This is a genomic window from Modestobacter lacusdianchii (genome assembly GCF_054177765.1).
Window position 1 is genome coordinate 1 of the sequence record NZ_JBJJTJ010000012.1, and the last position, 12,544, is coordinate 12,544.

Below are 12,544 nucleotides of genomic sequence, written 5' to 3' on the forward strand. Positions count from 1 at the left end.
CCCCCGCCCGCGCCCGCGCCGGGGGGGGGTGCGGCGGGGTTCCCGGGGTGGGTCGGCCGAGCGTCTGCGGGAGGTGCGGGGCCGGCCGCCGGTGCCGGCGCCGCGGATGGCGACGATCCGGCGCACTGCCCGCTCCAACGCGTAGTCGGCGCTGGCCGCGGCGCCCTTGACGTCGGCGTTGAGCTCGGCGGCCACGCCGATCGCCTGCTGCAGCGCGTCGATGCTCCAGCCCCGGGCCTGCGCCTGGGCCTTCTTCACCTTCCACGGGGGCAGCTTGAGCTGACGGGCCAGGTCGCCGATGTTCGTGGTGTTCAGCGACGCCACCCGGGCCGCGGTGCGCACCCCGTCGGCCAGCGCGTCGGCGATCAGCACGTGGGCCACCCCGCGGTCCAGTGCCCAGCGGAGCATCTCCACCGACCCGGCGGTGTCGCCCACCAGCACCCGCTCCGCGACGCTGAAGCCGGTGACCTCGGCCTGGCCGCGGTGGAAGCGGGCCACCGCGTCGGCGTCGATCACCCCGCCGAAGTCGGAGACCAGCTGGCTGGCGGCGGCCGACAGGCCGCGCAGGTCGTTGCCGACCGCGTCCAGCAGCGCCGTGACCGCGTCGGGGGTGATCTTGCCGCCGGCGTGCCGCACCTCGTTGCGCACGAAGGCGACCCGCTCCCCCGCCGAGCTGATCTTCGGGCAGTCGTCGACCGCCGCGCCGGCGCTCTTGAAGGCCTTGAGCAGCGCCTCGTTGCGCTTGCCGCCGTTGTGCACGACGACGAGCGTCAGCTCCGGGTCCGGGTCCTTGGTGTAGCTGATCAGGGAGTCGGCCAGCGCGGCCGCCGACTCCTGCACCCCGGTGACCACGACCAGCCGGTGCCCGCCGAACAGCGAGGGCGCCAGCACGTCGGCCAGCTGCCCCACCGGCAGCCCGGCGGCGGCCAGCTCGTGCTCCTCGCTGTCGGGGTGGCGCTCGCGGACGGCGGCCCGCACGGCCGACACCGCGCGTGCGCGCAGCAGCTCCTCCTCGCCCGCCACGACGCGGAGCCGGGAGGTCGGTGCGGGGGTCTGTGCGGGCACGCGGCCATGCTGCCACGCGGTGCCGACCGCCCCGGCCCACGACCGGCAGCCGCCGCCGGCCCGCTGCGGCAGGGGTGCGCGGCCGGACGGGCAGGCCGGGTCCGTGCCCGGCAGCGAGGTCTGGTGGGGCAGCCGTGGCATGCAGTGCGCCGTCCGGGCCGCGTACGGCCACGCCCCAGCCCTCCGCGCTGCCGCTGACCGCGACGTCGCCGTCCCGGTCGGTGCGGTAGACGCGCATGCCGGCCAGCATGTCCAGCAGCCGGTCGGCGGGATGGCCGTAGGAGTTGTCCGCGCCCACCGAGATCAGCGCCACGGCGGCCCCGGTGGCGGACAGGAACTCCGGGTCGGCGTCCGCGCTGCCGTGGTGCGGCACCTTGACCACGTCGGCGGTCAGGTCGACGCCGGAGGCCACCAGCCGCGCCTCCGCCCCGGCACCGAGGTCACCGGTGAGCAGCACCCGCAGCCCGCGCTGGGTGGCCCGCAGCACCAGGCTGAGGTCGTTGGGCTCGGCCCCCGGCACGGCGAGCGCCGGGTCGGGCGCCAGCGCCTCGAACCGGGCGGTGCCCACCGTCCGCCGGTCTCCGGGCCGCAGGACGACGTGCCGGGCCCCCGCCTCCGCGACGGCCGCGTCGAGGGCGGGGCGCCGCTCGTCGGTCGGGGTGAGCGTCCCGGTCGCCATCTCGCCGACCTCCCGGCCGGCCAGCGCGCCGGCCAGGCCGCCCACGTGGTCGGCGTCCAGGTGGGAGAGGACGACCAGCGGCAGCCGGTCGATCCCGAGGCGGTCGAGGCACCCGTCGACCAGCGGCGGGTCCGGGCCGGCGTCCACCAGCACCGCCTCGCCGGGCCCGGTGGGCAGCACCAGCGCGTCGCCCTGCCCGACGTCGCAGGCGACGACGACGGTGTCCGGCACCGGCCACCCCCGGGTCACCTGGCGCAGCGGCCAGCCGACCACGACGATCCCGACGAGTGCCGCCAGGGCCAGCGGGCGCAACCGTGGCCAGCGCAGCAGCGACCAGGCGACGGCGACGAACAGCACCGCGAGCAGCAGCGCTCCGGGCAGCCCGGTGGGCCAGCCGGTGACGCCGTCCGGCACGGCCGCGGCCCGCCCGGCCAGGAACACCAACCACCGGACCGGCCACCCGGCCAGCCACGTGGCCACGTCGGCCAGGCCCGGGGCCACCGGTGAGAGGAGCGCGGCCAGCAGCCCGAGCACGGTGGCCGGGGCGACCGCCGGCGCCGCCAGCAGGTTGGCCGGCAGGGAGACGATGCTGACCACGCCGGACAGCGCGGCGATCAGCGGTGCGGTCACCAGCCCGGCCGCCGCGCTGACCGCCAGGGCGTCGGCCACCGGCCGCGGGGTGCCCCGGTGGCGCAACGCCCGCGACCAGCCCGGCGCCAGCAGCACGATCGCCGCCGTGGCCGCGACCGAGAGCACGAAGCCGCCGTCCACGGCCAGCCCCGGCCGCAGCAGGAGCAGCACGACCACGCTCGCGGCCAGTGCGGGGACGGCCGCCCGCGCCCGGCCCGAGGCCAGCGCCAGCAGCGCCACCCCGCCCATCACCCCGGCGCGCAGCACGCTGGCGCCGGGCCGCGCCAGGACGACGAACCCGACGACGGCCAGGACACCCACCACCGCCTGCACCCGGCGGTCGGCTCCCCGTGCCCGCAGCGGCCAGAGCACGAGGGCCACGACGATCGCGACGTTGGCACCGGAGACCGCCGTCAGGTGCGCCAGCCCGGCCCGCCGGAACTCCGCGGTGAGCTCCGGGTCCATGGCGCTGGTGTCACCCACCACGAGGCCCGGCAGCAGCCCGGCGGGACGTTCCGGCAGCGTCCGGGCCGCCGAGTCGACCAGCCCGCTGCGCAGCGCACCGGCGGCCAGCTGCCCCCGGCCCGGGCCACCGACCGGCTCCGGGGGCGAGCGCGCCGACAACACGGCCACCACGCCGTCCGCCACTGCCGCAGCCCGGACCGCCGCCCGCAGCCGCACCGTCTGGCCGGGGAGCAGCCCCGTCCACTCCTCGGCCGGCCCGAACAGCAGGACGTCGTCCCCCTCCGCGGCACGGTCCTCGACCGCGGTCACGCTGCCCCGGACCAGCGCCCGGGGGCCACCGGCGGCCGTCAGCACACGCGGGTCGTCGTCCAGCTCGAGCCGGACCTCGACGACCCGGCCGGCCAGCCCGGTCAACGGTGAGTCCAGCCGGCCCTGGGCGCGGGCCGCCGACACCCCGCCGGTCACGGTGAGCGCGGCGAGGCAGGCCACCGTGACCGATGCGCCCGCCCGGCCACCACCGCCGGCCAGCAACACGACCGCGGCGAGGGCAGCCCCGCCCGAGAGCACGAGCAGCAGCCGGACCTCCAGGTGGGGTGCCGCGAGGGTCAGCAGCCAGACGGTGGCCGCGACCGGCACCAGCCGCAGGTCGACCCACGACCACCGCCCGGGCGCGCGGACCCGGTGCACCGGCCGTCGCGCCCTCCGCGAGACCGCTGGCGGCGTCTGCACCGTCAGACCCGGACCCGCTCGGCCAGCTCGGCGTAGATCGCCGGCCCGATGCCGCTGACGTCGTCCAGCTGCTCGACGCTGCTGAACGGGCCGTGCGCGCTGCGGTGGTCCACGATCCGCTGGGCCAGCACCGGGCCGATGCCGGGCAGGGCGTCCAGGTCGGTCACGGTGGCGGCGTTCAGGTCCAGTGGGCCGCCGGGTGCGGCCGGCCCAGCGGCGGCGGGCGCTGCGGCACCGGGGACGCCGATGGCGATCTGTTCGCCGTCGGTGAGCAGTGCAGCGGCGTTCACCGACGCCGGGTCGGCCGTCGGCAGCAGCCCACCGGCGGCGGCGAGCGCATCGGCCACCCGGGCGCCGGCCGGCAGGGTGACCAGACCAGGGCTGGCCACCTGCCCGACGACCGAGACCACCACCGTCCCGGTCGGCGCCGGGGCCGGCGCCTCCCCCGACGGCTCGGCCCCAGCGGTCGCGTCGTCGTCCGGGACGGTCGAGGAGGTGGACGTGGGCACCTGCTCCACCGCCGGCCGATCGGCCCACGTCCAGCCGACCACCAGCACCGCGGCCAGCACGGCGGCGACCCACAGCGCCCACGCTCCGGGACGGCCCGGGTCGAGCCGCGCCGTCCGCCCGGGGGCGCGGTGCCGGCCGAGGCCGGCGGGCAGTGCAGCGTCCTCGCGGGGCAGGTCGGACACGTCGTACAGCTCGTCGGTGTCCTCCTCATCGGCCCACCGGGGCGCCTGGACCCCGACGGCGGGGACGTCGGCCCACCGGGTGGCCCGCGGGCTCGTGGCAGGGGCGTCGTCCGCCCACCGGGCGGGCCGGGCCCAGGAGTCCTCCTCCCCCGGCACCCAGCCGCCCCGCGACTGCTCCTCGGCCAGCAGCGCGCGCAACCGGGCGCGGATGACGTCGGAGTCGTCGCTGCGACGGGCGGAGGAACGCACCCGGCGGACGGTAGGAGCCGATCAGGTGCAGCAGCAGCGGACGGCGAGGGCTGTGGACGGCCGTTCCTGCTGTGGACGACCGGCCACATCGTGCCGGGCTGCTGCCCCACGCTGCCGGGATGCCCGACCCGCTGAGCTCAGGCCTGCTGACCCGGTTCGTCCCCCGGCTGGACGTCCGTGCGCTGCGCCGGAGCCGCCGTTCCCGGTGGCTGCGGTCCGGCGCCGGCCGGCCGTGGCGTCGGGTCGATCACCACGCCCACCGCGCCCGGCCCGACGTGCGCACCCACCGCCGCACCCAGCTCGCTGACGTACAGCTCGGTGAGCCGGGGCAGCCGGGCCGCGAGCTGGTCGGCCAGCCGCTGTGCCCGCTCGGGGGCGGCCAGGTGGTGCACGGCCGCGGCGACGGCATCGTCCCCGGCGACGTCCGCCGCACGCTGGACCAGCCGGTTGACCGCGCGGGTGGAGGTGCGCACCTTCTCCAGGGCGACCACCTGGCCGTCGGTCACGTGCAGCACCGGCTTGACAGCGAGGGCGCTCCCCAGCAGCGCGGCGGCGGCGCCGATCCGGCCTCCCCGCCGCAGGTGTTCCAGGGTGTCGACCACGAAGAAGGTCCGGGTCGCCGCGGCCGTCTCCCGGGCCGCCGACGCCACGTCCGCGGCGGGTGCACCGTCGGCGGCTGCGCGTGCGGCCGCGAGCACCGCGAAGCCGGTGCCCATCGCGGCGGACCGGGAGTCGAGCACGGTCACCAGGTGCTCGCCGACCTGGCCGGCGGCCACCCGGGCGGCGTCCCACGTGCCCGACAGCTCACCGGACAGGTGCACCGACACGATCCGCTCGGCACCGCCGTCGAGCAGCCGGCGGTAGGCCGCCACGAAGTCGCCGGGCGTCGGCCGGGAGGTGGAGACGTGTCCGCCCCGCACCGCCAGCGAGCGGGCCACCTCGGCGGAGGTGACGTCGCTGCCCTCCCGCCCGGACCGACCGGCCAGCACCACGTAGAGCGGGACGACCTCGATGCCCAGGGTGTCCACGACCTCGGACGGCAGGTAGGCCGTCGAGTCGGTGACCACGGCGACGGACATGGCGCGAGGTTAGTGGCGGGGCCGGCGGGGGCGGCGGTCAGCCCGCGGCGTCGGCGTCGGTCAGGGTCGCCGGCGGCGCCTCGTCCGGGGTGGCGCCCGACGCCGGGGCATCGGGCACGTCTGTGCCGGACGGCCCCGGGAACGGGCCCCGGTCACCGGTCGACCACCGGCCGCCCTCGACCTGCGCGGGCACCGACACGTTGTGCCGCATCAGCCGCCACCCCGACGCCTGGAACGACAGCTCGCTCCAGTGGCAGTTGCCCAGCGGCCCGAACAGCCGGCGGTGCTCGGGACCGATGCCCAGCAGCGCCTCCAGCAGACGACCGGCGGTACCGCCATGGGTCACCAGGACGGCGACGGCCGCGGGCGGCAGGTCGGCGACCGCGGCGAGCGCCCGGGCGGCGACGTCGGCCTGCGCCTCACCGCCGCGCCCCGGCACCGGACGGCCGGCCATCCAGTCGGCGTACTGGTCGGGGTGCCGTTCGGCCACCTCGTCGCGGGTCAGGCCCTCCCAGCTGCCGAGCCCGTGCTCGCGCAGTCGCTCGTCCACCTGCAGGGGCACGCCCAGGTACGGCGCGAGGGCACCCGCGGTGTCCACGGCCCGCTGCAGGTCGCTGGAGACCAGCAGCACCTGCTCGCCGCGCAGCAGACCGGCCAGCACCGGCGCGGTCCGCGCCGCCTGGGACCGCCCCTCGTCGTCCAGGGGTGGGTCCAGCTGCCCCTGGAACCGGCCACCGGCGTTCCACTCGGTCCGCCCGTGCCGCCACACGAGCAGGCGGCGCACCGGCGGGTCGCCAGCGCCCTCGGTCACCGGTCGGACTCGCCCTGTTCCGGGTCGCCGGACTCGTCCTCGCCGGTCGCGTCGGCAGCGCCGGTCGCGTCGGCAGCGCCGGTCCCGTCGACGACGCCGGTCGTCCCCTCGGCCGGGCGGGCCGCCGCGTCGGTGAAGGGGATGACCGGGCAGTCCTTCCACAGCCGCTCGAGGGCGTAGTACGCCCGCTCCTCGGCGTGCTGCACGTGCACGACCACGTCGACGAAGTCCAGCAGCACCCAGCGCCCCTCGGCGACACCCTCACGGCGCACCGGCTTCACACCGTGCTCACGGAGCTGCTCTTCCACGGCGTCGACGATGGCCTGCACCTGGCGCTCGCTGGGGGCCGAGGTGAGGACGAAGGCGTCGGTGATCGCCAGTCGATCGCTGACGTCCACGATCGAGACGTCGGTGGCCAGTTTGTCGGCGGCGGCCTGCGCTGCGATCAGCGCGGTCTCGCGGGCCTCGGCCGAGGCGGTCATCGGGGCATCTCCTGCAGGTCGGGGGACGTGCCGTCCCCGGGGGCTGGGTCGTCGGGCAGGGTCGGCCTGCCCGACTCGTACGGGGCGGAAGCGGGCGGCGGGCCGGGAGTCGTCGTCCGGTCGGGGGCGCCGTCGAGCCGGACCCCGGTACCGGGCAGCACCTCGCCGGCGCCGGCGGCACCGGGGTGGTAGAGCCCGCGCTTCTCGATGTACTGCACCACGCCGTCGGGCACCAGGTACCAGACCGGCCGCCCGCGGCGGACCCGGTCACGGCAGTCGGTCGAGCTGATCGCCAGTGCCGGGACCTCCACCAGGCTGACCGCGCCCTGGGGCAGGTCGGCGTCGGCGAGCTGGTAGCCGGGGCGGGTGACGCCGACGAAGTGGGCCAGCTGGAAGAGCTTGTCGGTCTCCCGCCAGCCGACGATCTGGGCCAGCGCGTCGGCGCCGGTGATGAAGAAGAGCTCGGCGTCCGGGTGCTCGCGGCGCAGGTCGTTCAGGGTGTCGATCGTGTAGGTCGGGCCGCCCCGGTCGATGTCGACCCGGCTCACCGAGAACCGGGGGTTGGACGCGGTGGCGATCACCGTCATGAGGTAGCGGTCCTCCGCCGGGCTCACCCCACGCTCGGACTTCTGCCACGGCTGACCGGTCGGCACGAAGACGACCTCGTCCAGCCCGAACAGCCCGGCGACCTCACTGGCGGCCACCAGGTGACCGTGGTGCACGGGGTCGAAGGTGCCGCCCATCACCCCGAGTCGACGTCCTGCCACCGACCGAGCCTAGCCCGGCGCCGCCACAGCCGGTCCTCCGACCGTCGGCGGCGGCGGGACCCGGGGCCCCGCCGGCCCTCAGAGCGTGGTGACGAAGTCAGCGAGCTGGGCGGCCGTCCGCACCTCCTCCATGGGGATCACCTGGCGGTACTGGTCGGCCGCGGAGTCACCGCTCCCCCACAGCCGGCGAGGCTCCGGGTTGAGCCAGTGCGCCGTCCGCGAGCGGCGCACCAGGTCGGCCAGCGTGGTCAGCCCGGGGTGCCGGTAGTTGGTGCGGCCGTCCCCGAGGACCAGCAGCGACGTCTTCGGGCCGACGGCGGCCGGCCACCGCTCGGCGAACACCTCGAAGGAGTTGCCGTAGTCGCTGTGCCCGTCGAAGCCCACCACGTCGGCCTCCCGGCCGATCCGGGCGATCGCGTCCACCACGTCGGCGCCGGGTGCGAAGAAGCGGGTCACCTCGTCGGTGGTGTCGACGAACGCGAAGGCGCGGACGCCGCTGAAGTGCTCGCGCAGCGCCTGGGTGAGCATCAGCGTGAAGTGGCTGAACCCGGCGACCGACCCGCTGACGTCGCACAGCACGACCAGCTCGGGCTTGTGCACCGCGCGCGGCCGGTGGTGGGTCACCAGCGGCATGCCACCGGTCGCCAGCGAGGCCCGCACGGTGCGCCGGAAGTCCAGCCGCCCGGCCCGCCCCAGGCGGCGGCGGGCCGACAGCTTCGCGGCCAGCCGCCGGGCCAGCGGCGCGACCGTGCGCCGCAGCTCGGCCAGGTCGGCCTGCTGCGCCCGCAGGAAGTCGACCTGGTCGGCCAGCGGCCGGACGGCGTTGCGGGCGACCTTGTCGCGGCCCTTCTCGGCGGCGGTCCGTCGGCGCACCTCGGCCTCCACCGCCGTCCGGAACGCCGCGATCCGCTCCTTGGCCGTCGACCGGGCGACCTGCTCGGCCAGGCCGCCGCGCTCGGTGGAGCCGAGCATCCCGGCCAGCAGCTGCGCGACCAGCGTGTCCGGCGAGAGCGCCCGCAGCACCCGGTAGCTGAAGAACGACTGCCCGGATGCGGTGGGGGTCCCGGCACCGAGCTGGTCGACCGCCAGCCGGGCGAACCGGCGCAACGCCTCCTCCTCACCGGCCAGCAGCAGGCGCAGCAGCTCGGCGCGCATCGCCTCGGCGAGCGCCCCGGGGTCGCCCACCGGCAGTGGGCCGTCGGCGTCCGCGCCGTCCGCACCGTCGCCGTCGTCCGGCTCGTCCGCGTCGTCCGGGGCGTGCGCGGGGCGGTCGGTCAGCGGCCACCACAGGTCGAACAGGACGTCGTAGGCCTCCCGTTGCGCGGCCCGTCGCAGCAGCACCGCGGCCAGCCCGTGCCGCAGCTGCTCCCGGTCGAGCAGGTCGACGACGGTGAGCACCTCGGCGGCGTCCACCGCCTGGCTGATCCCGACCGGGACGCCGGCCTCGCGCACCGCGCGGACGAAGCCGTCCAGGTGCCCGGCCAGCCCGCCGGGCACGGCCGACCCGCCCGCGCCGGCCGGCACGGGAGCGCCCGGCCCGCCCGGCTGCGGCGACGGCCCGGACATCAGTTCAGCCGCAGCTGGGCCGCGGCGCGGGTCTGGTCGCTGGCGTGCTTGAGCACCACACCCAGGGTCGCGCGCATCGCCTGTTCGTCCAGGGTGTCCAGGCCGAGCGCCAGCAGGGTCTGCGCCCAGTCCAGCGTCTCGGAGATCGACGGCGACTTCTTCAGCTCCAGCGCCCGCAGCGCGCGCACCGTGCGCACCAGCTGGTCGGCCAGGCCCGGTGCCAGGTCGGGCACCCGGGACAGCACGATCTCCCGCTCCCGCTCGGCACTCGGGTAGTCCAGCGCCAGGTAGAGGCAGCGCCGCTTGAGCGCCTCGGACAGCTCGCGGGTGGCGTTGGAGGTGAGCACCACCATCGGCCGCCGGGTGGCGGTGATCGTGCCCAGCTCGGGGATGGTCACCTGGAAGTCGCTGAGCACCTCCAGCAGCAGCCCCTCCACCTCGACGTCGGCCTTGTCGGTCTCGTCGATGAGCAGCACGGTGGGCTCGGTGCGCCGGATGGCGGTCAGCAGCGGGCGGGCCAGCAGGAACTCCTCACCGAACACGTCGTCGTGCACGGTGTCCCAGTCCGCGCCGCCGGTGCCCGCGGCGGAGATCCGCAGCAGCTGCTTCTTGTAGTTCCACTCGTAGAGGGCCCGGGCCTCGTCCAGCCCCTCGTAGCACTGCAGCCGGATCAGCTCGGCCCCGGTGGCGGTCGCCATCGCCTTGGCCAGCTCGGTCTTGCCCACCCCGGCGGGGCCCTCGACCAGCAGCGGCTTGCCCAGCCGGTCGGCGAGGAACACCGTCGTGGCGATCTGGTGGTCGGGCAGGTACCCCGCGGCCGACAGCCGCGTCGTCACGTCGGCGACGTCGGCGAACTGGGCGGCGTGCGTGGGCGTGCGGGACATGCGGCTCCTCGTCGAGCGGGCAGGCGTACGGCGGTCAGCGGGTGTGGCCGCTGCCGGTGACGACGTAGGTGGTGGAGGTGAGCTCCGGCAGCCCGAGCGGGCCGCGGGCGTGCAGCTTCTGGGTGGAGATGCCGATCTCGGCGCCGAACCCGAACTCGCCACCGTCGGTGAACCGGGTGGAGGCGTTGACCAGCACCGCGGCGGCGTCGACACCCGCGGTGAAGTCGGCGATCGCGCGCGCGGAGTCGGCGACGATCGCCTCGCTGTGCCCGCTCCCCCACCGGCTGATGTGGTCCAGCGCGGCGGGCAGGTCGTCAACCACGCGCACCGCCATGTCCATCGACAGGTACTCGGTCGCCCAGTCCTCGTCGGTGGCCGGCACGACGCCCTCGTGCGCCCGGACGGCGGCCTCGTCGCCGTGCGGGGTCACGCCTGCCTCGGCCAGCGCCGACAGCAGCCGGGGCAGGAAGGCGACGTCCCGGTGCACCAGGAGGGTCTCGGCGGAGTTGCACACGCTGACCCGCGAGGTCTTGGCGTTCAGCACGATCGCCTCGGCCATCGCCGGATCGGCCGAGGCGTCGACGTAGACGTGGCAGTTGCCGACGCCGGTCTCGATGACCGGCACGGTCGACTCGCGGACCACCCGGGAGATCAGCGACGCCCCACCGCGCGGGATGACCACGTCGACCAGGCCGCGGGCGTTGAGCAGCTCGCCCACCGACGCCCGGTCGGCCGGCAGCAGCGCGATCGACCCGGCCGGCAGCCCGGCCTTCTCCGCGGCCTCGGTGAGCACGGCGACCAGCGCGGTGTTGGTGCGGTGCGCGGACCCGGAGCCGCGCAGCAGCGCCGCGTTGCCGCTCTTGAGGCACAGCCCCGCGGCGTCCACGGTGACGTTGGGCCGGGCCTCGTAGACGATCCCGACCACGCCGAGCGGCACCCGGAGCTGCCGCAGCTGCAGTCCGTTGGCCAGCGTCGAGCCCCGGACGACGTCGCCGACCGGGTCGGGCAGCGACACCAGGTGCCGCAGGGCATCGGCGACCGCGGCCAGCCGGGTGTGGTCCAGCCGCAGCCGGTCCAGCACCGAGGCCGGTGTGCCGTCCGCCGCGGCGGCCTCGACGTCGACGGCGTTGGCGGTGAGCACCTCGTCGGCGCGCTCCAGCAGCGCATCGGCCATCGCGGTGAGCGCGGCGTCCTTGGTCTCGGTGGGCAGGGTGCGCAGCACGCGGGCGGCCGCACGAGCGCGCGTCGCGGCGGCCCCGATCAGGGGGAGGTCGGCGTCGGACACGCGTCGAGGCTACGCGCGGCCGCCCCGCGCCAGCCCGCCGCGAGCCTGCTCGGCGCTCAGCCGGCGTGCCGGGCGAGCCGGGAGCGGAGCCCGGCGCGCACCGCCGGCCACTCGGTGTCCAGGACCGAGAAGACGACGGTGTCCCGCAACGAGCCGTCGGGCTGCCGTCGGTGGTTGCGCAGCACGCCGTCCTGTCTGGCGCCCAGCCGCGCGATCGCCGCCCGCGACTGCTGGTTGTGCCAGTGCGTGCGGAACTCGACCGCGATGCAGCCGAGCTCCTCGAATGCGTGGCCGAGCAGCAGCAGCTTGCTCTCGGCGTTGACCCCGGTGCGCTGCGCGGAGGCCGCCGTCCACGTGTGGCCGATCTCCAGCCGCGGGGCGTCGGGGTCGACGTTGCAGTAGGTGGTCACCCCGACCACCGCGCCGGTGTCGTTGCGCCGGACGGTGAAGGGCAGCATGCTGCCGGCCTCCCGCTGGGCCAGCTTCGCCGCGACGTCGGCGGCCATGCCCTCGGGCGTGGGCACGGACGTGTACCAGAGCTCCCACAGCCGGCCGTCGGCCGCCGCCGTCGCCAGCGCGCCCACGTGCTCGTGCGCCAGCGGCTGGAGGGTGACCAGCTCACCGGTCAGCGTGATCGGCTCGAGCCACGCCCGGCGTACGACCATGTCGGGCAGCCCTCGATCAGCTGCGGAGCGCCCGGAGGACCCTCTTGCGGGCCTCCCCGGTCAGCCGGTCGACGAACAGCGTGCCGTCCAGGTGGTCGACCTCGTGCTGCAGGCAGCGGGCGAGCAGGCCGCTGCCCTCGATCCGCAGCGGCTCACCGTGCACGTCGAAGCCCTCGGCCGCGCAGTGCATCGCCCGCACGGTCGGTGCGTACAGCCCCGGGATGGAGAGACAGCCCTCGTCGTCGTCCTGGGTCTCCTCGGAGCGCTCGGCGATCACCGGGTTCACCATGTGCCCGATGACGCCGTCCACGTTGTAGGAGAAGACCCGCAGGCCGACGCCGATCTGGGTGGCCGCCACCCCGGCGCGGCCGGGGTGGTCGACGGTCTCCTCCAGGTCGCGGACGAGCGCGGCGAGGTCCTTGTCGAAGGCGCGGACGGGGTCGGCCGGGGTGCGCAGCACCGGGTCGCCGATCTCGCGGATGGGACGGACGGTCAC

11 protein-coding genes and 1 pseudogene are annotated in these 12,544 nt (G+C 76.4%); all 12 read right to left on the minus strand.

The features are described 5' to 3' along the window. Window positions 1-1,065: DNA polymerase III subunit delta (holA, locus tag ACJTNH_RS10745; protein ID WP_458175425.1), on the minus strand; the 1,065-nt coding region annotated here is incomplete at its 3' end. Window positions 1,066-1,474: 409 nt separating this feature from the next. Next, window positions 1,475-2,839: pseudogene (locus ACJTNH_RS10750) on the minus strand (ComEC/Rec2 family competence protein); the annotation flags it as partial. A 731-nt stretch (window positions 2,840-3,570) separates the two neighbouring features. Next, entirely contained in the window at window positions 3,571-4,509 is a 939-nt protein-coding gene (locus ACJTNH_RS10755) for a ComEA family DNA-binding protein (protein ID WP_458175427.1), read from the minus strand. 137 nt (window positions 4,510-4,646) lie between these two features. After that, complete coding sequence (locus tag ACJTNH_RS10760; RefSeq protein WP_458175429.1) at window positions 4,647-5,588, minus strand: DegV family protein; 942 nt, start codon at window positions 5,586-5,588, stop codon at window positions 4,647-4,649. 37 nt (window positions 5,589-5,625) lie between these two features. Continuing rightward, the gene (locus tag ACJTNH_RS10765) at window positions 5,626-6,399 is read right to left on the minus strand and encodes a histidine phosphatase family protein (RefSeq protein WP_458175431.1); all 774 of its coding nucleotides are present in this window, start codon (window positions 6,397-6,399) and stop codon (window positions 5,626-5,628) included. Then, window positions 6,396-6,881, minus strand: coding sequence for a ribosome silencing factor (rsfS, locus tag ACJTNH_RS10770; protein ID WP_458175433.1), 486 nt, complete (start codon window positions 6,879-6,881; stop codon window positions 6,396-6,398). Before rsfS ends, ACJTNH_RS10765 begins: the two co-directional genes overlap by 4 nt. Next, complete coding sequence (nadD, locus tag ACJTNH_RS10775) at window positions 6,878-7,648, minus strand: nicotinate-nucleotide adenylyltransferase (RefSeq protein ID WP_458175435.1); 771 nt, start codon at window positions 7,646-7,648, stop codon at window positions 6,878-6,880. Before nadD ends, rsfS begins: the two co-directional genes overlap by 4 nt. A gap of 78 nt (window positions 7,649-7,726) precedes the next feature. Beyond that, entirely contained in the window at window positions 7,727-9,214 is a 1,488-nt protein-coding gene (locus ACJTNH_RS10780) for a vWA domain-containing protein (RefSeq protein WP_458175437.1), read from the minus strand. After that, window positions 9,214-10,098, minus strand: a complete 885-nt coding sequence (locus ACJTNH_RS10785; RefSeq protein ID WP_458175439.1) for an AAA family ATPase — start codon at window positions 10,096-10,098, stop codon at window positions 9,214-9,216. The genes ACJTNH_RS10780 and ACJTNH_RS10785 overlap by 1 nt, the downstream gene beginning before the upstream one ends. Window positions 10,099-10,132: 34 nt before the next feature. Next, entirely contained in the window at window positions 10,133-11,383 is a 1,251-nt protein-coding gene (locus tag ACJTNH_RS10790) for a glutamate-5-semialdehyde dehydrogenase (RefSeq protein WP_458175441.1), read from the minus strand. A 56-nt stretch (window positions 11,384-11,439) separates the two neighbouring features. Next, a complete protein-coding gene (locus tag ACJTNH_RS10795; protein ID WP_458175443.1) occupies window positions 11,440-12,048 on the minus strand; it encodes a GNAT family N-acetyltransferase in 609 nt (202 codons plus the stop codon). A gap of 16 nt (window positions 12,049-12,064) precedes the next feature. Then, on the minus strand, window positions 12,065-12,544 hold the full coding sequence (gene def / locus ACJTNH_RS10800) for a peptide deformylase (protein ID WP_458175445.1): 480 nt from the start codon (window positions 12,542-12,544) through the stop codon (window positions 12,065-12,067).